The sequence below is a fragment of the Achromobacter sp. NCFB-sbj8-Ac1-l genome (assembly GCF_052695805.1).
Genome location: NZ_CP199812.1, coordinates 3925113 through 3948301 on the forward strand (window position 1 = coordinate 3925113; position 23189 = coordinate 3948301).

Annotated in this window: 19 protein-coding genes; 9 read left to right on the forward strand and 10 right to left on the reverse strand. The window is 67.7% G+C overall.

Going from position 1 to position 23189, the window contains the following annotated elements; all coding sequences use genetic code 11:
- Window positions 1-47 precede the first annotated feature (47 nt).
- On the forward strand, window positions 48-2159 hold the full coding sequence (locus ACUDP5_RS17900; protein ID WP_445656774.1) for a 5'-nucleotidase C-terminal domain-containing protein: 2112 nt from the start codon (window positions 48-50) through the stop codon (window positions 2157-2159).
- 46 nt (window positions 2160-2205) lie between these two features.
- Here ACUDP5_RS17900 and ACUDP5_RS17905 read toward each other — a convergent pair whose 3' ends face one another.
- The 5 genes from ACUDP5_RS17905 to ACUDP5_RS17925 form a co-directional block, all read right to left on the reverse strand.
- Window positions 2206-2964 carry an ABC transporter ATP-binding protein gene (locus ACUDP5_RS17905; RefSeq protein WP_263910811.1) on the reverse strand — a complete coding sequence of 253 codons (759 nt, stop codon included), beginning with the start codon at window positions 2962-2964 and terminating at the stop codon, window positions 2206-2208.
- Window positions 2961-3845, reverse strand: coding sequence for an iron chelate uptake ABC transporter family permease subunit (locus ACUDP5_RS17910; RefSeq protein WP_445659187.1), 885 nt, complete (start codon window positions 3843-3845; stop codon window positions 2961-2963). Before ACUDP5_RS17910 ends, ACUDP5_RS17905 begins: the two co-directional genes overlap by 4 nt.
- 103 nt (window positions 3846-3948) lie before the next feature.
- Window positions 3949-4938 carry an iron chelate uptake ABC transporter family permease subunit gene (locus tag ACUDP5_RS17915; RefSeq protein ID WP_263910813.1) on the reverse strand — a complete coding sequence of 330 codons (990 nt, stop codon included), beginning with the start codon at window positions 4936-4938 and terminating at the stop codon, window positions 3949-3951.
- 30 nt (window positions 4939-4968) lie between these two features.
- Window positions 4969-5919 (reverse strand): siderophore ABC transporter substrate-binding protein, encoded by a 951-nt coding sequence (locus ACUDP5_RS17920; protein WP_445656775.1) that lies wholly within the window; start codon window positions 5917-5919, stop codon window positions 4969-4971.
- Window positions 5920-5989: 70 nt separating this feature from the next.
- Window positions 5990-8011 (reverse strand): ligand-gated channel protein, encoded by a 2022-nt coding sequence (locus ACUDP5_RS17925; RefSeq protein WP_445656776.1) that lies wholly within the window; start codon window positions 8009-8011, stop codon window positions 5990-5992.
- 229 nt (window positions 8012-8240) lie between these two features.
- Here ACUDP5_RS17925 and ACUDP5_RS17930 point away from each other — a divergent pair, with 229 nt between their 5' ends.
- Both ACUDP5_RS17930 and ACUDP5_RS17935 read left to right on the forward strand, forming a co-directional pair.
- Window positions 8241-8936, forward strand: coding sequence for a response regulator transcription factor (locus tag ACUDP5_RS17930; protein ID WP_263911211.1), 696 nt, complete (start codon window positions 8241-8243; stop codon window positions 8934-8936).
- Window positions 8937-10331: an ATP-binding protein gene (locus tag ACUDP5_RS17935; protein WP_445656777.1), complete on the forward strand. Its 1395-nt coding sequence runs from the start codon at window positions 8937-8939 to the stop codon at window positions 10329-10331.
- Between the two features lie 54 nt (window positions 10332-10385).
- Here the strand turns inward: ACUDP5_RS17935 and ACUDP5_RS17940 are convergent, their stop codons facing one another.
- The 3 genes from ACUDP5_RS17940 to ACUDP5_RS17950 all read right to left on the reverse strand — a co-directional run bounded on the left by ACUDP5_RS17940 (window position 10386) and on the right by ACUDP5_RS17950 (window position 13183).
- On the reverse strand, window positions 10386-11204 hold the full coding sequence (locus ACUDP5_RS17940) for a TatD family hydrolase (RefSeq protein ID WP_263910819.1): 819 nt from the start codon (window positions 11202-11204) through the stop codon (window positions 10386-10388).
- Window positions 11205-11274: 70 nt separating this feature from the next.
- The gene (locus ACUDP5_RS17945; protein WP_445656778.1) at window positions 11275-11958 is read right to left on the reverse strand and encodes an ABC transporter ATP-binding protein; all 684 of its coding nucleotides are present in this window, start codon (window positions 11956-11958) and stop codon (window positions 11275-11277) included.
- The gene (locus ACUDP5_RS17950; protein WP_263911212.1) at window positions 11951-13183 is read right to left on the reverse strand and encodes a lipoprotein-releasing ABC transporter permease subunit; all 1233 of its coding nucleotides are present in this window, start codon (window positions 13181-13183) and stop codon (window positions 11951-11953) included. The genes ACUDP5_RS17945 and ACUDP5_RS17950 overlap by 8 nt, the downstream gene beginning before the upstream one ends.
- Window positions 13184-13361: 178 nt before the next feature.
- On the opposite strand from ACUDP5_RS17950, the gene ACUDP5_RS17955 reads away from it, so the two are divergent.
- Together ACUDP5_RS17955 and recJ are read left to right on the forward strand one after the other, a co-directional pair.
- On the forward strand, window positions 13362-14303 hold the full coding sequence (locus ACUDP5_RS17955) for a hypothetical protein (RefSeq protein WP_445656779.1): 942 nt from the start codon (window positions 13362-13364) through the stop codon (window positions 14301-14303).
- A complete protein-coding gene (gene recJ, locus ACUDP5_RS17960) occupies window positions 14285-15985 on the forward strand; it encodes a single-stranded-DNA-specific exonuclease RecJ (protein ID WP_445656780.1) in 1701 nt (566 codons plus the stop codon). The genes ACUDP5_RS17955 and recJ overlap by 19 nt, the downstream gene beginning before the upstream one ends.
- 159 nt (window positions 15986-16144) lie before the next feature.
- Here the strand turns inward: recJ and ACUDP5_RS17965 are convergent, their stop codons facing one another.
- Window positions 16145-17455, reverse strand: a complete 1311-nt coding sequence (locus ACUDP5_RS17965) for an MFS transporter (protein ID WP_445656781.1) — start codon at window positions 17453-17455, stop codon at window positions 16145-16147.
- A 265-nt stretch (window positions 17456-17720) separates the two neighbouring features.
- On the opposite strand from ACUDP5_RS17965, the gene prfB reads away from it, so the two are divergent.
- The 4 genes from prfB (at window position 17721) to ACUDP5_RS17985 (ending at window position 21495) form a co-directional block, all read left to right on the forward strand.
- Window positions 17721-18825, forward strand: a protein-coding gene (gene prfB, locus ACUDP5_RS17970) for a peptide chain release factor 2 (protein WP_263910826.1) whose coding sequence is annotated in 2 segments (ribosomal slippage) — window positions 17721-17801 and window positions 17803-18825 — 1104 coding nt in all. Because the reading frame shifts where the segments join, the coding sequence is not laid out codon by codon here.
- Window positions 18826-18867: 42 nt separating this feature from the next.
- A complete protein-coding gene (locus tag ACUDP5_RS17975; protein ID WP_263910828.1) occupies window positions 18868-19623 on the forward strand; it encodes an SDR family oxidoreductase in 756 nt (251 codons plus the stop codon).
- A gap of 9 nt (window positions 19624-19632) precedes the next feature.
- A complete protein-coding gene (lysS, locus tag ACUDP5_RS17980; protein ID WP_263910830.1) occupies window positions 19633-21156 on the forward strand; it encodes a lysine--tRNA ligase in 1524 nt (507 codons plus the stop codon).
- 15 nt (window positions 21157-21171) lie between these two features.
- Entirely contained in the window at window positions 21172-21495 is a 324-nt protein-coding gene (locus ACUDP5_RS17985; protein ID WP_263910831.1) for a preprotein translocase subunit TatB, read from the forward strand.
- Window positions 21496-21510: 15 nt separating this feature from the next.
- Here the strand turns inward: ACUDP5_RS17985 and pdxR are convergent, their stop codons facing one another.
- Window positions 21511-23010 (reverse strand): MocR-like pyridoxine biosynthesis transcription factor PdxR, encoded by a 1500-nt coding sequence (gene pdxR / locus ACUDP5_RS17990; protein ID WP_263910833.1) that lies wholly within the window; start codon window positions 23008-23010, stop codon window positions 21511-21513.
- Window positions 23011-23189 lie beyond the last annotated feature (179 nt).

The window sequence follows — 23189 nt, forward strand, 5'->3', positions numbered from 1 at the left end:
CACCCCGTCCCCAGAATTTTGCTTCTCCCGATACACAAGGAACGACGGTGAAGCACCCCATTCGAAGGATCTTTGCACTGACCGCCAGCGCCGCGCTGCTGGCGGGCCTGGCCGCCTGTGGCGGCAGTGACGACGATGACGACGACGCCACCCCGCCCGCGGTCGCCGTGCCCCAGGGCGCGACGCTGGACGTGGCCATCCTGGGTACCACCGACCTGCATGCCAACGTGCTGGGTTACGACTATTACAAGCTGGCCGAAGACAAGAGCTACGGCGTGGACCGCACCGCGACGCTGATCGCCAACGCCCGCAAGCAGAATCCGAACACGCTGCTGTTCGACAACGGCGACACCATCCAGGGCACCGCCCTGTCCGACTACCAGGCGCTGGTCGCCCCCGTGCAGTGCTCGGGCATGCTGGCCATCTACAAGCAGATGAAGCTCCTGGCCTACGACGCGGCCACGATGGGCAACCACGAATTCAATTACGGCCTGCCCTTCCTGTCGCAGGTCACCAACGTCGACTTCGGCCTGGCAGGCATCACCAAGGGCACCGCCCAGACCAATCCGGGCGGCGCCAAGGAATGCGCCGCGCCGGGCTTTCCGTTCGTGTCGGCCAACGTCGTGTCGGCCGCCACGCAGCAGCCGATCTTCAAGCCCTGGACCCTGCTCACCAAGACCTTCAAGGCCACCGATCCAGCCGGCAAGTCCATCGACGTGTCGCTGAAAGTAGGCGTGATCGGCTTTGCGCCGCCGCCCATCATGCAATGGGACAAGGCCAACCTGGAAGGCCACGTCGCGGTCACTGGCTGGAAGGAAACCGCCGCGCGCTACGTGCCGGAAATGCGGGCCGCGGGCGCCGACCTGATCGTGGCGCTGGCGCACGGCGGCATCGACATGACCACGCCCTACAGCCCGTCGATGGAAAACGGCGCCGGCTACCTGAGCCAGGTCGCGGGCATCGACGCCCTGATCACCGGCCACCAACATCTGCTGTTTCCCGACACCAATCCCAAGTCGCAATTCGCGGGGCAGCCGGGCATCGACCTGGAAAAAGGCCTGATCAACGGCGTGCCGGCGGTACAGGCCGGCCAATGGGGCAACAACCTGGGGCAGATCAAGCTGAAGCTGGCCTATGACAAGGGCTGGAAAGTGCAGAAGGACGCCACCCAGGTGCAGCGCATCTCCACCCGCCTGACCGCGCAGAGCGGCAGCACCCCGGCCACCTACGTCGAGCCCGACAGCGCCACGCAGCAACTGGTGCAGGCGGAACACACGGCCACCATCGCCTACGTCAAAACGCCCATCGGCCAGAGCCAGTTCGACATGGCCACCTACTACGCGCTGACCGGCGACGTGTCGGCGCTGCAAGTGGTGAACATGGCGCAGATCGACTACCTGAAGGACTACATCGCCCGCAACAACCCCGCCTACGGCGCCCTGCCGATCCTGTCGGCGGCCGCGCCGTTCAAGGGCGGACGCAACGGGCCGGGCGACTTCACCTTCGTGCCGCAAGGCAACATCGCCATCAACAACGCCGCCGACCTGTACCTGTATCCCAACACCTTGCAGGTGGTGCGGGTCAGCGGCGACATCGTGCGCCAGTGGCTGGAGAAGACCGCCGAACAGTTCAAGCGAATCGACCCCGCCCAGGTCGCGCCGCAGGACCTGGTGGACACCAGCTTCCCGACCTTCAATTTCGACGTGCTGTACGCCGAAGGCAACGCCCTGCGCTACCAGATCGACGTGACCCAGCCCAAGGGCTCGCGCATCACGGGGCTGACGTATCAAGGCGCGCCGCTGGACCCGGCCGCGCAATTCCTGGTGGTCACCAATAACTACCGCGCCAGCGGGGGCGGCGACTTCCCGGGCCTGGCGGGCGGCAAGGGCGACATCGTGCTGCAAGCGCCGGACGCCAGCCGCGACGTGCTGATCAGCTACATCAAGAAGCACCCCGTGCTGGACCTGGCCACCTATGGCCTGGCCCGCAGCTGGCAATTCAAGCCGCTGGCCGCGCTGGCCGGCCCCGTGGTGTTCTCGTCGGTGCCCGGCACGCTGGCGCTGGCCACGGCGCACGGCGTGGGCAACGTGTCGGTGTATGACGCCACGCCCGACGCGGTGACGCAGCTCTCGCGCTACGCGGTCGACCTGACCCAGTAAGCCGCAGCGCCATGGCGGCGGCAGGGGTCGCCGCCATGGCCACCATTCAGCGGTAATACACGCAGATGCGCTTGCCGCCGATCTCGTGCACGTCGATCGGCAGTTCATACAAGGCGCCCAGCACCTCGGACCGGATCAGTTCGGCCGGCGGGCCATGGTGCGCCACCCTGCCCGCCTTCATCGCCACGATGCGGTCCGCGTAGGCCGAGGCGAAATTGATGTCGTGCAGCACCAGCACCACGGTCTTGCCCAGCTCGTCGGCCGCGCGCCGCAGCGTGCCCATCATGGCGACGGCGTGCTTCATGTCCAGGCTGTTCAGCGGTTCGTCCAGCAGCACATAGCGCGTGTCCTGGCACAGCACCATCGCCACGAAGGCGCGCTGGCGCTGGCCGCCCGACAACTGGTCCAGGTAACGATCCGCCAGCGGCGCCAGGTCCAGGTAGTCGATGGCGCGGTCGATGTGCGCCTTGTCGTCCAGCGTCAGGCGCCCACCCGTGTGCGGATAGCGGCCGAATGCCACCAGATCGCGCACCGTCAGCCGCAGCGGCAAGTGGTTGTCCTGCCGCAGGATGGACAGGCGCCGCGCCAGTTCGCGGCTGTCGCTGCGGGTGACGTCCAGGCCATCGACCTGGATCTGCCCGGCCGACATCGGCAACAAGCGGCTGATCATCGACAGCAAGGTCGATTTGCCCGCGCCGTTCGGGCCGATGATGGCGGTCACGCCGCCGGCCGGCAGCGCCAGCGTCACCTGGTCCACCACCACGGTGTCGTCGTATTGCTTGCTGACTTGCTGGATATCGATCATTGGCGTCCCCTGCGCAAGATCAGGGCCAGGAACATCACTCCGCCCACGAATTCAATCACCACGCTGACGGTCGTGCTCAAGCCCAGCACCCGTTCCAGCAACGTCTGGCCGCCCACCAGGAAGATCACACCCAGCAGCACCGCGGCCGGCACGGTGTAGCGGTGCCTGTCCGACCCCATGGCCTGATAGGCCAGGTTGCTGACCAAGAGGCCGAAGAACGTCACCGGCCCCACCAGCGCCGTGGATACGGACACCAGCACGGCAATCGCGGCCAGCGTCAACAGCAGCGTGCGGCGGTAGTCCACGCCCAGGTTCAGCGCAATCTCGCGGCCCAGCGCCAGCACGTCGTAGCGCCGCCGCATGCGCCAGACCAGCAGGGTCGCCGCCGCCACCGCGGCCAGGGCAAAGGGCAAGAGGCCCGTGCGCACCGAATTGAAATTGGCGAACATGCGGTCTTGCAGAACCAGGAATTCATTGGGGTCGATCAGGCGCACCACGAAGCTGGACAGGCTGCGAAACAGCAGGCCGAACACGATGCCCACCAGCATCATCAGGTGCAGGCTGCGCACCGCGTCGGTGAACAGCCAGCGAAACAGCAGGCAGGCGAACGCCGTCATGGCGCACACCTCCAGCGCGAAGGCCGCCACGGGATGGTTCACCGCTCCCGCCATCTGGCCAAAGCCGAACACCACCACCGCCTGGATCAGCAGGTACAGCGCATCGAAGCCCATGATGGCGGGCGTCAGGATGCGGTTGTGCGTGATGGTCTGGAACAGCACCGACGACACCGCCACCGCGTAGGCCACCAGCAGCATCGCCGCCAGCTTGCCGCCGCGAAACGGAATCACGAACGACCACTGGCCGTTGGCGCCCAGTGTCATGAAGCCGGCCACGCACAGCGTTGCCAACACGGCCAGCCCGGCCAGGCGCCAGGCCTGGGGCGAACGCGGGGTCGCGGCCCGCAATGCGGTTCGAAACACGGGTTCAGCCACGGCGCCCCCTGCGGCTGCGCAACAGGCACAGGAAGAGGATGCTGCCCACCACCCCCACCACCGTGCCCAGCGGCACCTCATAGGGGTGGATCACCAGCCGGCCGATGATGTCGCAGGCCAGCACGAACACGCCGCCCAGCACCGCCACCCAGGGAATCGAACGCCGCATGTTGTCGCCCAGCAGCAGGCTCACCGCGTTGGGCACGATCAGGCCCAGGAACGGAATGCCGCCCGCCGTCACCACCACCACGGCGGAAATCGCCGACACGATGAGCAGGCCCATCAGCGTCAGACGCGCGTGGTTCAGGCCCAGGTTGGCGGCAAACGCGCGGCCCATGCCAGCCACCGTGTAGCGGTCGGCTGCCAGGTAAGCCGCCGCGGCCAGGCCGAAGCCGATCCACAGCAACTCATAGCGGCCGCGCAGCACGCCGGAAAAATCGCCGGTGGTCCAGGCATGCAGCGATTGCAGCAGGTCGTAGCGGTAGGCCACGAAGGTCGTCACCGCATGGATCACGCCGCCCAGGATCAGGCCGATCAGCGGCACGATGAACGGCGTACGCAGCGGCACGCGCCGCAGCAGCGCCAGGAACAGCAGCGTGCCGGCCAGCGCGAAGCCGGTGGCCGTCAGCATCTTGCCGATGACCGGCGTGTCCGGCGCCAGCAGGGTCACCACCAGGATGCCCAGCGTCGCCGACTCGACGGTGCCGGCGGTGGTCGGTTCCACATAGCGGTTGCGCACCAGCATCTGCATGATCAGTCCGGCCACCGCCAGCGACATGCCGGCCAGCAGCAAGGCCAGCGTGCGCGGCACGCGGCTGACCAGCAGCAGGCGCCAGGCGCGCTCGGCATCCGGCCCGCCGGTCAGCGCCGCGAACGAAAACGAACCAGCGCCCAGGCTGATGCTGGCCGCGCACAGCCCCAACAGCAACAGCAACAACGCCGCCAGCCCCGCCCAGCCCCTGATCGCCCCGCCAGCCTTCACCTGCCCGCCCCCGTGTTGCGCGCCATGCGTTTACTTCGCCGCCGACAGGGCGCGGGCGATATCGTCCACGTTCTGCTGCATCGCGGTCAGGCCCGCGCTACCCAGCAGGTACCAGTTGTAGCCGTTCAGGTAGACCACGCGCTGATGCTTCCAGGCCTTGGTCGGGCGGATCAGGTCGTTGTCCAGCATGCGCTGGGCCGACGTGCCTTCACGCCCGATGGCCGCATCGCGGTCGATCACGAATAGCCAGTCCGGATCGGTCTGGGCGATGAACTCGAACGAGATCGCCTGGCCGTGGTTCGACACGCTCAGGTCCTTGGCGGCGGGCGCAATGCCGAAGGCATCGTGAATCACGCCAAAGCGCGAGCCCGGGCCGTAGGCGCTCATCTTGCCGCCCGTGGTCAGCACGATCAGGCCCGTGCCGGCGTTGGCGGCCTGGCCGTGCAGCGCCGAGATCGAGGCGCGCAGCGCGTCCAGCTTTTCCTTGGCCAGCGCCTGTTTGCCGTAGATGGCGGCCAGCGTCTCGGTGTTGCGCACCACGCTGCCCACCAGATCCTTGGCGTCGGCGGTGAGGTCGACCGTGGGCGCCAGCTTGGCCAGCTCGTCGTACTTGGGCGCCGAGCGCCCGGCCACGAAGATGACCTGCGGCGCGGCCGCGTGGATCACTTCGTAGTTCGGTTCGAACATGCTGCCGACCTTCAGGTAGCGCTTGTCGGCGTATTGGCTCAGTTGCGGCGGCAGCTTGGCGGCCGCAGGCACACCGGTCACGTCCACGCCCAGCGCGTGCAGCGTATCCAGCACGGCCAGGTCCAGCACCACCGTCTTGGCGGGATTCTGCGGCACGGCGGTTTCGCCGCGCGCATGCTTGACCGGCACGGTCTGCGCCGCGCATACCGCGCTGGCCGCGCCCAGCGCCAGGGCGGCGCCAACGCGCGCCAGCCAACGGCCGGCGCGTCCTGCTTGTGCTTGCTTGATCATCATTGTTGCCTCTCGATGTTGCGCGCGCACGGCCTGGCGGCGGTGCGCGCGGATGGTGCCCCTGCCCGAGGGCTTAGAACTTCACGCCCACGCCCAGCCAGTAGCGGCGGCCGTCTTCGACGTAGCCGTAGTCGTCATAGCCGACCTGCTTGTCGAACAGGTTGTAGATGCCCGCGTACACCGACACCTTCTTGTTGACCGCGTACGATCCGCCCAGGTCCACGAAGGTATAGGACGGCGCCACCAGCGACGATGCGGACGGGCCGGTGATCGGCTGGCTTTCCTTGCCGCGGTAGTTGACGCGGGCCCAGGCTTCCAGGGCGTCCGACGCCTGCCAGTTCACCGTGGTGGTGAACAGGTGCTTGGGCAGCTGGTTCAGCGGCTGGCCGGCGTACTGGCCCGACTTCTGCTCGGACTTGGTGAAGGTGTAGCTGCTGGTCACGGACCAGTCGCGCGCCAGCGGCAGCTTCATGCTGGCTTCCACGCCGCGCGACACCGCCTTGTCCACGTTCATGTAGGTGGTGGGGTTGGCGCCGAACTGGTTCGGCCCCTCGGTGCACTGCGACAGCGGGCACGCGACGCGGGTGATCTTGTCCTTGAAGTTATTGTTGAACAGCGTCAGGCCGGCGTTGAAGCCTTCGCCATCGTCATACAGCAGGCCGATTTCCTCGGTCACCGACTTCTCGGGAGTCAGGTCCGGGTTGCCGTACATGTTGCCGCCGCGGCTGACCTGGCCCCAGCCGGCCACGGTCTGGCGCAGGTCGGGTGCGCGGAACCCCGTGGACACGCCGCCCTTCAGGGTCCAGCGTTCAGCCAGGTGCCACACGCCGTACAGGCGCGGGCTGAAGTGGCTGCCGAAGTTCTCGTCCTGGTCCATGCGCAGGCCGCCGGTCAGCGCGAAGCTGTCGATCAGGCGCCATTCGTCTTCGGCGAACACGGCCCACTGGTAGCGGTCCACCTTGCTCGGGCCACCCGCCAGCTGGTTGCCGGTCTGGTCGGTCAGGCGCTGCGACAGGTAGCTGCCGCCCAGCGTCAGCATGTGCGACCCCAGCGGCAGCGACCAGCTGGTCTGCAGGTCCAGGTTCTTGATCTTCATCTGGCGCGAGCGATTGTCGAACTCTTCCTGCTGCACATAGCTGTCGGACACGGCCCAGCCCCAGCGGCCGGTGTGCGACAGTGCCCACTTGTTGCTGCGGTAGTCGGTCTCGGACGACGCCGGGCAACCGGTGCGCGCGCAAGCCTGGCCCGGCGGCAACGGCGCCACGGTCTTGCCCAGGGTGTTCTCGTACTTCTGGCGGCTGGACGTGGCTTCCAGCACGATGTCGTGGTCGCGGTTCGGCGTCAGCGCCAGCTTGGCGGTGATGTTGGTGGCGTTGCGCTTGCGGTAGCCATCGACGATCCTGTCTTCGTCGCGCTGGGTTGCCTGGCCGTAGATCTGCAGGCCCAGCAGGTCATTCTTGATCGGGCCGGCCAGGTAGAAGTTGCCCTGGTAGATGTCGCCCGACTTGCTGCTTTCCTGGATGGTGGTGTCCATGCGGATCTCACCGCCCCACTCGCTGGGCACCTTGCGGGTGATGATGTTGATCACCCCGCCCATGGCGTCGGACCCATACAGCGACGACATCGGGCCGCGCACCACTTCAATGCGTTCGATCGCCGAGATCGGCGGGGTCCAGCCGCCTTCCACGCCGCTCGAATCCGAGTTGGTGCGGGTTTCGCGGGAGTTCTGGCGCTTGCCGTCGATGAGAATCAGCGTGTACTTCGGCCCCATGCCGCGCAGGCTGATGTCCTGGCGGTCGCCGCCGCCGGTCACCACCACGCCGGGTACCTCGACCAGCGCATCGGTGACGTCGCGATAGAACTTCTTTTCCAGGTCCTGGCGCGTGATCACGCTGATGGACGCCGGCGCGTCCTGGATCTGCTGTTCGTAACCGCTGGCCGTCACCACCACGGTGTCCATGACCTTGGGCGCGGCAGAATCCGCCGATTGCGCCCAGGCCGATTGGCCCATGCCCAGGCCCGCCGCGCACAAGGCGACGGTCAGGCGGGTACGCGGGCCGACTGCGCGCCGCGCGGCCAGATCGATGCTGCTCATGTTTCAGACTCTCCCGTCCCGGACAGCTGCCACGCCCCGTGCGCAGCGCCGCCGTCCGCTTCGTATTTTTAATGAAAACTATTCTCATATTAGAATTGAGGGGTCCGGAACGCTGCAACACGCTTTCCTCAACTTTTATCTTCTTCGCACTTCTTGACACTTCGGCAGCCGCGCACCCGCTATGCTGCCGGCGGCAACAGAACCCAAGCGCATGTCCATTCCTACCCAAATGGTGACGCGCCGCATCCTGTTGATCGACGACGACGTCGACCTGGCATTGATGCTGCGCGAGTATCTCGACCCCCACCACGTCGACCTGACGTTGGCGCACAGCAGCGCCCAGGGCCTGCCCCTGGCCTTGCAGGACGGCTACGACCTGATCCTGCTGGACCTGATGCTGCCCGACGGCAATGGCCTGGACCTGCTGCGGCGCCTGCGCCAAAGCTCGCGCCGCCCCGTCATCATGTTCACCGCGCACGGCGGCGAAACCGACCGCGTGCTGGGGCTGGAACTGGGCGCCGACGACTACCTGGCCAAGCCCTTCAGCCCGCGCGAGCTCAAGGCGCGCATCTGCGCCGTGCTGCGCCGTTTCGAGGAAATGCCCGAGGCCCCCGCCGCCGAGCTGAACGTCGGTGCCCTGTCGCTGGACGCCGCCAGCGGCCGCGCCCGGCTGGGCACGCAGGAAGTGCTGCTGACCGGCGCCGAACAGCGCATCCTGGAAGTGCTGATGCGCGCCCCCGGCCAGGTGGTGCCGCGCGAACAGATCAGCCTGTACGCGCTGGGCCGCACGGCCGACCGCTACGACCGCAGCATCGACACCCACATCAGCAGCCTGCGCAAGAAGCTGCGGCTGGACCAGGCCGACGACGCCCCCGCCATCCGCAACCTGCGCGGCCTGGGCTACGTGCTGGCAGGCACGGCCTGAATGGCCTGGCTGCCCGTCCGTTCCCTCTTCTGGCGCGCCTTCCTGACCTTCTGGGGCGCCATGGCCGTCATCATGGTCTGCGGCATGATGCTGACCGCGGCCGTGGCCTGGTACCGCGTCGATTCGCTGGACGGCCTGAACCCCGGCAACCTGACCCGTGACGCCGCCCAGATCGCCCGCGCGGAAGGCGCCGACGGCCTGCGCCGCTGGCTCGAAGCGATGGACAGCCGCTATTCGGCGCTGAAGATCTACGTGGTCGATGCCCAAGACCAGGACATCCTCAACCGTCGCCTGCCCACCCGCCTGCACGATTGGCTCATCGCCTTTCGCGGGTCGCACGACGCCAACCTGATCGCCGCCCTGGACGTGCCCGCCGACCCGTCCGCCCTGCGCGTGTCCTGGTGGGACCCGCAACTGCTGGTGCTGCCGGACCACACGGAACTGCTGATGCTGTTCCTGCCCTACGACTCGTCGCATTGGGAAGTGCTGGGGCTGACCCCGGTGACGCTGGCGCTGTTGCTGTTCGCCCTGGCCGTGACCGCGCCCTTCTGCTGGGCGCTGACCCGCCACGTGGCCGCGCCGCTGGGCCAGTTGCGCCAGGCCGCGCGCACGTTGTCGGCGGGTCGCCTGGATACCCGCACGCCGCTCAAGCTGTCGCAACGCAAGGATGAACTGGGCCTGCTGGCGCGCGATTTCGACGCCATGGCCCACCGCCTGCAGGCGTTGGTGGATACGCGCGAACAGCTGTTGCGGCACATCGCGCACGAGCTGCGCTCGCCGCTGGCGCGCCTGCGCCTGGGCGTGGAACTGGCGCGCCGCAAGGACGAACGTCTGGATCTGCAACTGGACCGCATCGAACGCGAATGCGAACGGCTGGACGGGCTGGTGGGCAGCACCCTGCGGCTGGCCCGCATGGGCGCGCTGCCCTCGCCCACCGACACGCTGGACCTGGCCGACGTGGTGGATGACGTGGTGCAGGATGCGCGCTTCGAGGCCGGCGACCGCAAGCTGGGCATTGCCTGGACGCGCCCGGCGCCGCTGCTCGTCACCGCAGACCGCGACAGCCTGGCCAGCGCCATCGAAAACGTGCTGCGCAACGCCCTGCGCTTCACTCCGGCGGGCGGCAGCATCCAGGTGCGCCTGCTCGCCGATGCCGGCGAAGCCTGCCTGGAAATCGAAGACAGCGGCCCCGGCGTGCCGGAAAAAGAACTGGCCTACCTGTTCGAGCCCTTCTATCAGAGCACCGCCGGCGCCGCCGTACCCGCAGGCGGTGCGGGCCTGGGGCTCAGCATCGCCCGGGCTGCCGTGGCGGCACACAAGGGCCGGATCTCGGCGCGCAACGCGTCGCCGCGAGGCCTGAGCGTGCGTATCGAATTACCGCGATCGTCCGCCTGAGCCAGGCCGCCCGGGATTTGCCCGCCCGGCGCTGGGCAGGCGAGGCGGGCGAGGTCAGTCGGCGTCGGACAGTATGGCCGCCGACAGCCGCGGCAACACCCGCAAGGCATTGGCGGTGGTCGCCTGCGCCACCTGCGCCGGCGATATCCCCCGCAGGTCCGCCAGCACCTGGGCGATGCGAGCCAGTTCCCCGGGACGGTTGCGCCGCTCGGGCGGATGCAGCCAGGCCGGCGGAATATCCGGCGCATCGGTTTCCAGCACCAGGTGCTGCAAGCCCACGTCGGTGGCGTGGCGGCGGATCTGCAGCGCCCGCTCGTAGGTCATGGCGCCGCCCAGCCCCAGCGCAAAGCCCTGGTCGACAAAGGCCTGGGCCTGCTGGGCGCTGCCGTTGAAAGCGTGCGCGATGCCGCCGATGCGATCGTGCCGCCGCAGGTACTTCAACAGGATGTCTTGCGATTTGCGCACGTGCAGCAGCACGGGCAGCTTGAACTCAGCGGCCAGCGCCAGTTGGGCGGCGTAGAAGCGTTCCTGCCGCGCCCGCGGTTCGCCGGACGCGATCTCGGGCACGAAGAAATCCAGCCCGATCTCGCCGATGGCCACGAAGCGCGGATCGCCCAGGGCGTCTTTGACGGCGCGGCGCAGCGCGTCCAGGTCGTCGTCGGATGCGCGCTGTACATACAAGGGATGGATACCCAGCGCGTAGGCGCCGCCGGCCACCTGCGCCGCCAGATCACGCACCACCGAAAAATTGGCGCGCTCGACGGCGGGAATGACAATGGACTGCACTCCGGCTTCGCAGGCGTGCTCGGCGACCTGCCGGCGATCGGCGTCGAACTCGGCAGCGTCCAGGTGGCAGTGGGTATCGATCAGCATGGCGGGGCCTCCTGGGGCGGATTATCCCCCGCCGCGGGGCGGGAGGATACTGCCCGGGTCGGCCGACAACTCAAACCAGCCGGCCGTTTTCCATCAGCAATTGGCGGTCGGCGCGCGCCGCCAGTTCGGGATCGTGGGTCACGATGGCGAAGGCCGTGCCGGATTCCTTGTTGACCCGGGTCAGCAGCTCGAACATGTTGTGCGCCGTATGGCGATCGAGGTTGCCCGTGGGCTCGTCGGCCAGCACGCAGACCGGACGCGTCACCAGCGCCCGCGCCAGCGCGACGCGCTGGCGTTCACCGCCCGACAACTGGCCGGGGTAGTGGCCCTCGCGCGCCGCCAGGCCCACCAGGCCCAGCACTTCGCGCGCCGCCTCGCGTGCCTTGTCGCGGTTTTCGCGGCGCACGATGAGCGGCATCGCCACGTTGTCCAGCGCCGAGAATTCCGGCAGCAGGTGGTGGAACTGGTACACGAAGCCCAGGCTGCGATTGCGCACCGCGCTCTTGCGGGCTTCGGACAGGCCGACGGCCAACTGGCCGTCTACCGAGACCGCGCCGCTGCTCGGCACGTCGAGCAAGCCCAGGATGTGCAGCAAGGTGCTCTTGCCGGAACCGGACGCGCCCACGATGGCGACCATTTCGCCGCGCGCCACCGTCAGGGTGACGTTGCTCAGCACTTCGATGCGGGCCGGGCCTTCGTCATAGACCTTGACGATGTTGTCGGCATGCAGCGCCGGCGTCAGGGAATCAATCATGGCGCAGCACCTGTGCGGGTTGCAGGCGCGACGCGCGCCAACTGGGGTACAAGGTCGCCAGCAGCGACAGCACCAGGGACGTCAGGCCGATGACCGTGATGTCGCCCATCTGGGGGTCCGACGGCAAGGCGCTGATGAAATACACCTCGCGCGGCAGGAAGTGCACCCCCAGCAGGCGTTCGATGAACGGCACGATCACGTCGACGTTGTAGGCGATGACGATGCCGCCCACCACGCCCAGGAAGGTGCCGATCACGCCGATCAGCGCGCCCTGCACCAGGAAGATGCGGGCCACTTCGCCCGGCCCCGCGCCCAGGGTGCGCAGGATGGCGATGTCGGACTGCTTGTCCTTGACGGCCATCACCAGCGACGACAGCAGGTTGAACGCCGCCACCGCGACGATCAGCGCCAGGATCAGGAACATCATGCGTTTTTCGGTCTGCACGGCCGCGAACCAGGTGCGGTTGTTGCGCGACCAGTCGCTGGCCATGACGTACGGCGGCAGCACATTGCGCAGTTCGGCCGCCACTTCGGGGGCCTTCTGCATGTCGGCGATGCGCAGGCGCACGCCCGCGGTGCCGCTGTCGCGGAAGACCTTGGCCGCATCGTCGTTGTCCACGAAGGCCAGCGACGAATCGTATTCATAGTGGCCCGACGAGAACACGCCCACCACGGTGAACTGGCGCATGCGCGGCGCAAAGCCGGCCGGGCTGATGGAGCCCTGCGGCGCCATCATCAGCAGCGTATCGCCCACCTTGACGCCCATGCCGTCGGCCAGTTCGTTGCCCAGCACCACGCCAAAGCCGCCGGGCTTCAGGTCGGTCAGCTTGCCCGACACCATCTGGCGCGGCAGGTCCGACACGTTGCCTTCGGTGCCCGGATCGATGCCGCGCACCTGCACCCCGCGCAGCGCCTGCCCGCGCACCAGCATGCCCTGGGCCGCCACGAACGGCGCGCCGGCCTTGACCTCGGGGTTGCGCTTGGCGGCATCGGAAAACTGCTGCCATTGCTCCAGCACGCGCTCGGGCGCCGCGCCGGGAATGTAGAGCTCGATGTGCGGCAGCACCGACAGCATGCGGTCACGGACCTCTTTCTGGAAGCCGTTCATGACCGACAGCACCACGATCAGGGCGGCGACGCCCAGCGCGATGCCCGCCATGGAACTGGCAGCGATGAAAGAGATGAAGCGATCGCGGCGGCCGCGTCGCTGGCGGATTCGAGCCAACCCGGCATAGCGGGCGCCGATCCAGAGTTCGTAGGGTATTTTCAGCACGTGCGCATTATGGCATTAACCGGCTGGAAAACCGCCCCGCGGATGTGGGATTGGACGACCAGCCGTGTCAACGTATGGCAATCGGGACCGGCCTTAGTTCCCCGGGCGGCCAGCGACTACAATCGCGGCCATGCTGATCGTCATTCCGGGCGCCTTGCCCGCCCTTCCCGTTGCCGCCGAACTGGCCAAGCTCCTGCCCCAGCGCGCGCCCACGCTGCACCGCTGGCTGCAAGCCGCCAGCGCCCGGGTCCAGGCCCACGACATCCGCGCCTACGGCTGTACGCCCTTCGAATCCTGGCAGTTGGACCAATCCGGCTACGCGCCCGAACCCGGCCTGCTGCAAGGCGCCGGACTGGGCCCGCTGCTGGCTGGCGACCCGGCCGGCAACGGCCCCGTCTGGCTGGCCGAGCTGGTGCACCTGGCCCTGGGCACCGACCAGGCCACCTTGCTCGACCCGGCCCTGATGGACCTGCGCGACGAAGAAACCGCCGCGCTGCTGGACACCGCCCGTCCGCTGTTCGACGGCACGGGCTTCGCCGTCCAGCCGCTCTCGGCGGCGCGCTGGCGCCTGCAACTGCCCGATGGCCTGCGGCCGCAGACCGCCAGCCCGCTGGCGGTGGCCGGCCAACGCCTGAACGACTGGTGGCGCCAGGACACCGAAACCCGCCCCTGGCGTCGCCTGCTCAATGAAATCCAGATGGCCTGGCACGAGCATCCCGTCAACGATGCCCGCGCGGCGCGCGGCCTGCCGCCCGTCAATGCCCTGTGGCTGTACGGCGGCGGCACGCCGTGGCCAGCGCGCCCGGCCGCCCAGGCCGCCCACGTCCTGACCGCCCTCGAAGCGCCGCAACGCGCGGGCGACTGGGCCGCCTGGCTCGACGCCCTGGCTGAACTCGATACGCAGCTGCAACCGCTGGCCGGCCCCCATGGCCTGCCCGCCACGCCCGCCGAATTGCTGCTGCTGGGCGACGATCGCCGCGCCGCCCTGACCCTGAAACCGCGCGGGGGCCTGCTGGGCTTGCTGCCCGCCCCCAAGAAAAACTGGAGCGCCTGGTGGTCTCACCCCGCTTAACCGTCCGCCGGGCCGACCTGTCCGCCTGCCACGTCCTGGAAGCCTCGGGCATCCACCCCCTGCTGGCACGCCTGTGGGCCGCCCGCGGCGTCACCCGTCCCGACCAGACCAAGCTGGCCTGGCCGTCGCTCTTGCCGCCCGCCGGCCTGACGCACTCGGCGCACGCCGCCGGCGTGCTGGCCGACGCCATCCAGGCCGGCAAGAAGCTGCTGATCGTGGCCGACTACGACTGCGACGGCGCCACCGCCTGCGCTGTCGGCCTGCGCGCCCTGTCCGCCATGGGCGCCGACGTCGACTTCCTGGTGCCCAACCGCTTCGAGACCGGCTACGGCCTGTCGCCCGCGGTGGTCGAGCTGGCCTGCCGCCACCGCAGCGGCAAGCCCGACATCATCATCACGGTGGACAACGGCATCGCCAGCGTCGACGGCGTGGCCGCGGCCAACGACGCCGGCATCGGCGTGGTCATCACCGACCACCACTTGCCCGGCGACACGCTGCCCGAGGCCCTGGCCATCGTCAACCCGAACCAGCCGGGCTGCGGCTTTCCGTCCAAGAACCTGGCGGGCGTGGGCGTCATCTTCTACATGATGCTGGCGCTGCGCGCCGAGCTGCGCCGCCGCGGCGTCTACGCGGCCGATGGCGGCCCGCGCCTGGACACCCTGTCCGACCTGGTGGCCCTGGGCACCGTAGCCGACGTGGTCAAACTCGACGCCAACAACCGCCTGCTGGTCACCCAGGGCCTGCAGCGCATGCGCAGCGGCCGCCTGCAACCGGGCCTGCGCGCCCTGTTCGCCGTGGCCGGCCGCGAACCGCGAACCGCCAACGGCTTTGACCTGGGCTTTGCACTGGGCCCGCGCATCAACGCCGCCGGCCGCCTGGCCGACATGAGCCTGGGCATCGCCTGCCTGACCACCGACGACGAGGCGCAGGCGCTGGAAATGGCGCGCGAACTCGACAACATCAACCGCGAACGCCGCACCATCGAAGCCGAAATGCGCGAACAGGCGCTGGCCGCCATGGAAGAACCCAACGCCGCGGCCGGCGCCACGGTCTGCGTGTTCGACCCGGGCTGGCACCAGGGCGTGGTCGGCCTGGTGGCCTCGCGCCTGAAGGAAAAATTCTGGCGGCCCACCCTGGCCTTCGCCCCCGCCGGCGACGATGAGATCCGCGGCTCGGGCCGCTCGATTCCCGACGTGCACCTGCGCGACGCGCTGGACCTGGTGTCCAAGCGCCATCCCAACCTGATCCGCAAGTTCGGCGGCCACGCCATGGCGGCCGGCCTGACGCTGGGCAAGGACGATTTTCCCGCCTTCGCCCCCGCCTTCGACGCCGCCGTGCGCGAACTGACCGGCCGCGACACCTTCGAACCCGTCATCGAAACCGATGGCTCGCTCGAATCGGGCTACGCCAACGCCGAAGTGGCCGGCATGCTGCAGCAACAGGTCTGGGGCGCGGGGTTTGCCGCGCCGCTGTTCCTGGACGAATTCGTGGTGCGCAACCAGCGCCTGGTCGGCGAAAAGCACCTGAAACTGTCGCTCGAACGCGGCCACCAGCGCTTTGACGCCATCTGGTTCGGTCACGACCAGTCGCTGCCGGAACACATCCAGGCGGCGTACCGGCTGGAGCAGAACGTGTGGAACGGGATGGTGTCGGTGCAGTTGGTGATAGAACACGCGGGTTGAGAGCCCCCACGCCGCGCACGCTACGCGCGCTTGCTGCCCCCCAAGGGGGCGTTTTTGCCTTGGGGCGGCCCGGCGGCAAAAAAACATCCTAGCCCCCGCCGGCCACATAGCAAGGGCGCTTCCCTCGGGAAGCGCCCTTGTTTTATCAAGCCCCGCGCGTTACTTGTTGACCAGCTTTGCCGGTTGCGCCAGCGCCACCAGCGCGCCCACCACCAGGCAGCCGGACAGCATGTACAGGCCGGTGTTGGTGGTGCCGGTCATGTCCTTGAGCCAGCCCACCAGGTACGGGCTGACGAAGCCGGCCAGGTTGCCCACCGAGTTGATCAGCGCAATGCCGGCCGCGGCAGCGGTGCCGCCCAGCACGGCGGTCGGCAGGCTCCAGAACAGCGGCAGCACCGTGCAGATGCCGATGTTGGCCACGGTCAGCGCCAGGATGGCCAGCACCGTGTTGCCGCTCCAAACGGCCGAAAACATCAGGCCGACGGCGCCGCACAGGGCGGGTATCGCCACGTGCCAGCGGCGTTCGCGGTTGCGGTCCGAGTTGCGTGCGATCAGGATCATGCCGATCACCGCGAACAGGTTGGGCACCGCGGTCAACAGGCCGATCGCCAGCGGACTTTGCACGCCGGTGCTCTTGATCAGCGACGGCATCCAGAACCCCACCCCATACAGCCCCATCACGAACGAGAAGTAGATCAGCGCCATCGCCCACACCCGCGGACGGGTCAGCGCGGCGCGGATCGGCGGGTCTTCCTTGTTCTGTTCTTCGGCCGCGATATTGCGGATCAGCACGGCTTTTTCGTTGGCCGTCAGCCACTTGGCCTTGTTGATGCGGTCGTCCAGGTACATCAGCACCAGCACGCCGATGATCACCGACGGAATGCCTTCGAGCAGGAACAGCCACTGCCAGCCGGACAGGCCGTGGTCGCCATGGAAGGTGCTCATGATCCAGCCCGAGATCGGGCCGCCGATCAGCCCGGACATCGGCACGGCCGTCATGAAGAACGTCGTGATGCGGCCGCGGCGGGCGGCGGGATACCAGTAGGTCAGGTACAGGATGATGCCCGGGAAGAACCCGGCTTCGGCCGCGCCCAGCAGAAAGCGCAGGAAATAGAACATGTGCACGCTGGTCACGAACATCATGCAGGCCGAAATGATGCCCCACGTGATCATGATCCGCGCGATCCAGACGCGGGCGCCGACTTTATGAAGAATGATGTTGCTGGGAATCTCGAACAGGAAATAGCCGATGAAGAATATCCCTGCGCCCAGGCCGTAGACCGTCTCGCTGAACTGAAGCTCCTGCAGCATCTGCAGTTTGGCAAAGCCCACATTGACGCGGTCCAGGTAGGCCACGACATAGCAGACCACCAGCAGCGGCACCAGCCGCCAACCCACCTTGCGGTAGATCCGGTCCTCCTCAGCCGCCGGGATCGCCGGCGAGACCCCGGGGGCCATAGTGTGTTCCATCAACGTCTCCTCCTCTAACGGGATAGGCCGGCTGCCTGCCGGCATCTTGCGCGGTCCCGCGTCCCTGGACAGGGACATATGGGCCGGCCACCAAGCCTAGAATCCGACAGTTGACAAAAAACTGAACAACTCGCCCCTCTGCGCGCAAACCCCTAGAAGGCATTTCGCACCAATCCGTCCCCTTTGTTGCCCCCCTGGCCCGCAACTCCGCTCCATCCACGGTAAAATGCCAGGTTTCGCACAAAAGTCATCAGACAGGATCATCATGGAAGCCGAACGTCAGAACCAGCTCGCAGCCCGCCTCGCCGACTACGCGGAGCGCGAACAGGCTCTACGGAGGTATCTTTGACTACGATGCCAAGACTGAACGCCTGCAAGTCGTAAACGCCGAGCTCGAAGACCCCGCCGTCTGGAACGACCCCAAGCACGCCCAGGACCTGGGCCGTGAAAAGAAAGCCCTCGAAGACGTGGTGGAAACGCTCACCGGTCTGGGCACGGGCCTGGCCGACTCGAACGAACTGTTCGAACTGGCCGCCGCCGACAACGACGATGCCACGCTGGAATCCATCGAAGCGGACGCCGACGCCTTCCAGGAAAAGCTGGAAAGCCTCGAATTCCGCCGCATGTTCTCCAATCCGGCCGATCCCCTGAACTGCTTCCTGGACATCCAGGCGGGCGCGGGCGGCACGGAAGCGCAGGACTGGGCCTCGATGCTGCTGCGCCAGTACCTCAAGTACGCCGAACGCAAGGGCTTCAAGGCCGAAATCCTCGAAGAATCCGAAGGCGAAGTCGCCGGCATCAAGTCGGCCACGATCAAGATCGAAGGCGAATACGCCTTTGGCTACCTGCGCACTGAAACCGGCGTGCACCGCCTGGTGCGCAAGAGCCCGTTCGACTCGTCGGGCGGTCGCCATACGTCGTTTGCCAGCGTGTTCGTCTACCCCGAAGTCGACGATTCCTTCGAAGTCGAAGTGAACCCCGCCGACCTGCGCGTGGACACCTACCGTGCGTCCGGCGCGGGCGGCCAGCACATCAACAAGACCGACTCGGCCGTGCGCCTGACCCACATGCCCACCGGCATCGTGGTGCAGTGCCAGAACGACCGCTCGCAGCACCGCAACCGCGCCGAAGCCATGCAGATGCTGAAATCCAAGCTCTACGAGCTGGAAATGCGCAACCGCATGGCCGAACAGCAGAAGCTGGAAGACTCCAAGACCGACGTGGGCTGGGGCCACCAGATCCGTTCCTACGTGCTGGACCAGAGCCGCATCAAGGACCTGCGCACCAACGTCGAAATCTCGAACACGCAGAAAGTGCTGGACGGCGACCTGGACCCCTTCATCCAGGCCAGCCTGAAGCAAGGCGTCTGAGTTACCCGCCCGTTCCGCCCACCGCACCCAGAGGGTCCACGAATGTCTGACACCATCGCAATTCTCACCGGCGCTTCGCGCGGCATCGGCGCCGCCATGGCGCGCGGCCTGGTCAAACCGGGCACGCGCCTCGTCACCCTGGCGCGCCGCGAAGATCCCGAGCTGGCCGCCTACGCCCGCTCGCAGGACGTGCAGCTCGAACAGCTGTCCGTGGACCTCTCCGACCTGGCCGCGGCCGAAGCCGCCGCCCAGCGCATCTGCGGCGCCCTGCCCCGCGACGCGCGCCGTTACCTGCTGATCAACAACGCCGGCACCGTGCACCCCGTGTCCGGCACCGATGCGCTGATCGACGGCCCGGCCATCGCCGCCGCCTTCAACCTGAACGTCACGGCCGTGATGCTGCTGACCGCACGCTTCCTGGCCGCCGTCGAAGACCTGCCGGCCGACCGCCGCGTGCTCAACATCTCGTCCGGCGCGGGCCGCAACCCCAACGCCGGCTGGGGCGTGTACTGCGCCACCAAGGCCGCGCTCGACATGTACTCGCGCGTGGTCAAGCAGGAACAGGGCGAAAGCGGCGCACGCATCGTTGCGCTGGCCCCCGGCATCGTCGACACCGACATGCAGGCCGCCATCCGCGCCAGCGACCCCGACGCCTTCCCGGCGCTGGCCAAGTTCCAGGACTTCCACGCCACCGGCAAGCTGTCTTCGCCCGCCAACGTGGCCTCCCGCATCCTCGCCTACCTGGACCGCGACGATTTCGGCACCACCGAAATCGACGACATCCGCAATTACGACTGATCCCCGACCATGACCGACCACACGACCGCTCCGGCACCCGCCCAGGATGAAAACCGCTTGATCGCCGAACGGCGCGCCAAGCTGGCCAAACTGCGCGAAACCGGGGTCGCGTATCCCAACGATTTCGTTCCCGACGCCCGCGCCGCCGCCCTGCACGACAAGTACGACGGCGAGGAACAGGAAGCCCTGGCCGCCGCCGCCGTCACCGTCAAGGTCGCCGGCCGCATGATGCTCAAGCGCGTCATGGGCAAGGCCAGCTTCGCCACCCTGCAAGACAGCACCGGCCGCATCCAGATCTACCTGGACCGCGGCACGCTGGGCGAAGACAACTACGCCGCGTTCAAGCAATGGGACATCGGCGACATCATCGCGATCGAAGGGTCGGTCTTCAAGACCAACAAGGGCGAACTGTCGGTGCACGCCGCCACGGCGCGCCTGTTGTCCAAGTCGCTGCGCCCGCTGCCGGACAAGTTCCACGGCGTTGCCGACCAGGAACTGCGCTACCGCCAGCGCTACGTCGACCTCATCATGACCGACGCCACGCGCCGCACCTTCGAAGCGCGCAGCAAGGCCGTGGGCAGCATCCGCCAGTTCATGCTCAACGCCGGCTTCCTCGAAGTCGAAACGCCGATGCTGCACCCGATCCCGGGCGGCGCGGCGGCCAAGCCGTTCGTCACGCACCACAACGCGCTGGACATGGAAATGTTCCTGCGCATCGCGCCCGAGCTCTACCTCAAGCGCCTCATCGTCGGCGGCTTCGAACGCGTGTTCGAAGTCAACCGCAACTTCCGCAACGAAGGCGTCAGCCCGCGCCACAATCCGGAATTCACGATGATGGAGTTCTACGCAGCCTTCGCGGACTACCGCTGGCTCATGGACTTCACTGAAGAACTGATCCGCCAGGCCGCCATCTCGGCCACCGGCAGCGCCGTCCTGACCTACCAGGAACGCGAGCTGGACCTCGGAAAGCCGTTCGACCGCCTGACCATCTGCGAAGCCATCCTCAAGTACGCGCCCGGCTACACCCAGGCGCAACTGGACGACCCGGTCTTCGTGCGCGCGGAATTGAAGAAGCTGGGCGCCGACGCCGATGGCCCGGTGCTGTCGCGCGCCGGCCTGGGCGCGCTGCAGCTGGCGCTGTTCGAGGAAACCGCAGAAGCCAAGCTCTGGAACCCCACCTACATCATCGACTACCCGGTCGAAGTCTCGCCGCTGGCGCGCGCGTCCGACTCGCGTGAAGGCATCACCGAGCGCTTCGAGCTGTTCATGACGGGCCGCGAGATCGCCAACGGCTTCTCCGAGCTGAACGACCCTGAAGACCAGGCCGAACGCTTCCGCTCGCAGGTCGAAGCCAAGGACGCCGGTGACGAAGAAGCGATGTACTACGACGCCGACTACATCCGCGCGCTGGAATACGGCATGCCTCCCACGGGCGGCTGCGGCATCGGCATCGACCGCCTGGTCATGCTGCTGACCGACAGCCCCAGCATCCGCGACGTCATCCTCTTCCCGCACCTGCGCCGTGAAGACTAAGCCGCGCGCCGCGTCATGATCTTCAAGATCCTGATGCTGGCCGCGGTCGTGGCCGCGCTGTTCTACATGGTGATGCAGCCGCGGCGCGGCCGTGGCGGCTACGGCGCCGGCCCGGCGCCCGTGCGCCGCTCGCCGCTGTTCATTGCCCTGTGCCTGGCCGCCGCGCTGGGCCTGTCGGGCGCACTGATCACCGCAGTGATCTGGATGGGCAGCGTCGCCGGTGGCGTCACCGGCGGCGGCTATCACGGCGAAGCCGACTTCCTGCTCACCATTGCCGGCGCCCTGCTGGCCATTGCCATCGCCTGCGGCGTCGGCGCCTTCTTCAAGCGCCGCGGCTGACGCGGGCTGGCCCGGCTACGTCCTGCGCAAGGCCACGGCCAGGCGCTTCATGGCCGTCTCGATATCGTGGGCGCTCAATGAGGCGTAGCCCAGCAGCCATCCCTGCTGTTGCACCGATCCCGCATACAGGCGGCTCAACCCCGGCAACACCACCCCGGCCGCGGCAGCCCGGCGGATCGTGTCCGCCTCGGACCAGCCCGGTTCCAGCAGGCACGGAATCTGCAACCCCCCTTCGGGTCGCACCGCCCGCACCACACCGTTCAAATGGCGCGCCACCGCATCCAGCATGGTCTCGCGCCGCGCCGCATACAGCTTGCGCATGGCCCGCACATGCGAGTTGTAGTGCCCGTCGGCCATGAAGCGCGCCAAGGTCAGTTGCAGCATCTGCGGCGTATGGCCATCGACGATGCTGCGCGCACGGCTGAAGGCGTCCACCAGTTCATCAGGCAACGCCATATAGCCCATTCGCAAGCCCGGAAACAGCGTCTTGCTGAACGTGCCCAGGTAGATCGTCCGGCCTTGCTTGTCCAGGCCCTGCACACAGGCAGTCGGCAGGCCGTCGTAGTGGAATTCGCTGTCGTAGTCGTCCTCGATGATCCACTTGCCCGTTTCGCCCGCCCAGCGCGTCAGCTCCAGCCGACGCGCCAGCGACAGCGTGGCGCCGGTGGGATATTGATGCGACGGCGTCACGTAGACGCAGGCGGCGCCGCTGCGGTCCGCGCGCAAGAGGTCGGTGCGGATGCCCTGCGCGTCCACGTCGATGGGGACGATGCGGGCCTCGGCGAATTCGAACGCCTTGCGCGCGCCGAAGTAGCCCGGGTTCTCCAGCAGGATCGGCTTGCCGGCATCGGCCAGCAGCTGCGCACACAGGAACAGCGCCTGGCGCGTGCTGCTCAACACCACGATCTGCCGCGCCGACACCTTGGCGCCGCGTTCCAGGTTCAGGTAGGTGGCAATCGCCTTGCGCAGCGGCTCGGCCCCCTGCGGATCGCCATGCAGCAGCACGTGGCCGCGATGGTCCTTGAGCACCTGGCGTTGCAGGCGCTCCCAGATCTGCGTCGGAAAAGTCCGCGTCTCGGGCAGGCCAGTGGCAAACGGCTGGATCGACTGCTGGTCACTGACGCCCCCGCTGTCGAAGATGGACCGGCCGCGCCGGCTCAAACCATCGCCTGGCATCGACAGCGGGACAGCCCCCGCCGGATGCCTTAGCCGCCGGCCGCCCGCCCCGCGCAGTTCCGCGCCGATGGTGGCGGACACGTAGCTGCCGGACCCCTTGCGCCGCGCAATGAAGCCGTCGCGGTGCAACTGCACGTAGGCATTCTCGACCGTGTCCCGCGCCACGCCCAGCGACTGGGCCAGCGTGCGGGATGCAGGCAGCTTCACCCCGGCGCCCAGTGCCCCGTCCAGGATCAATGCCCCCAGCGCGCGCTGGATGCGCAGGTGCAGGTCCAGGCGCTGGAAATCCGCGTCGGCCATGCGGATCTTCAGGGTTTCCAGTTCGAATGCCTTGCTCATGTGGTCTGCCTCGATTCCACGGATTGAAGCGCCGCGGCAGGCCATTCTAGGGCGGCGGCTTGGGCGGCGGCAATGCCTCGCCCCAAAGAAGTGGTCTGGTCCCACTGAAAAAAGCATAGGGATCCAATAGTCCATTGCGGCGCTATAAAACGGGCTGACCCAACCCCTTCATGCCCTGC

Coding starts and splice junctions, on each gene's coding strand:
- ACUDP5_RS17955 (WP_445656779.1), top strand. CDS start 13,362: ATGCTGATCGTCATTCCGGGCGCCTTGCCCGCCCTTCCCGTTGCCGCC.
- ACUDP5_RS17935 (WP_445656777.1), top strand. CDS start 8,937: ATGGCCTGGCTGCCCGTCCGTTCCCTCTTCTGGCGCGCCTTCCTGACC.
- pdxR (WP_263910833.1), bottom strand. CDS start 23,010: ATGAGCAAGGCATTCGAACTGGAAACCCTGAAGATCCGCATGGCCGAC.
- ACUDP5_RS17910 (WP_445659187.1), bottom strand. CDS start 3,845: ATGACACTGGGCGCCAACGGCCAGTGGTCGTTCGTGATTCCGTTTCGC.
- ACUDP5_RS17930 (WP_263911211.1), top strand. CDS start 8,241: ATGGTGACGCGCCGCATCCTGTTGATCGACGACGACGTCGACCTGGCA.
- ACUDP5_RS17940 (WP_263910819.1), bottom strand. CDS start 11,204: ATGCTGATCGATACCCACTGCCACCTGGACGCTGCCGAGTTCGACGCC.
- ACUDP5_RS17985 (WP_263910831.1), top strand. CDS start 21,172: ATGATCTTCAAGATCCTGATGCTGGCCGCGGTCGTGGCCGCGCTGTTC.
- ACUDP5_RS17945 (WP_445656778.1), bottom strand. CDS start 11,958: ATGATTGATTCCCTGACGCCGGCGCTGCATGCCGACAACATCGTCAAG.
- ACUDP5_RS17925 (WP_445656776.1), bottom strand. CDS start 8,011: ATGAGCAGCATCGATCTGGCCGCGCGGCGCGCAGTCGGCCCGCGTACC.
- ACUDP5_RS17920 (WP_445656775.1), bottom strand. CDS start 5,919: ATGATGATCAAGCAAGCACAAGCAGGACGCGCCGGCCGTTGGCTGGCG.
- ACUDP5_RS17905 (WP_263910811.1), bottom strand. CDS start 2,964: ATGATCGATATCCAGCAAGTCAGCAAGCAATACGACGACACCGTGGTG.
- lysS (WP_263910830.1), top strand. CDS start 19,633: ATGACCGACCACACGACCGCTCCGGCACCCGCCCAGGATGAAAACCGC.
- ACUDP5_RS17965 (WP_445656781.1), bottom strand. CDS start 17,455: ATGGAACACACTATGGCCCCCGGGGTCTCGCCGGCGATCCCGGCGGCT.
- ACUDP5_RS17975 (WP_263910828.1), top strand. CDS start 18,868: ATGTCTGACACCATCGCAATTCTCACCGGCGCTTCGCGCGGCATCGGC.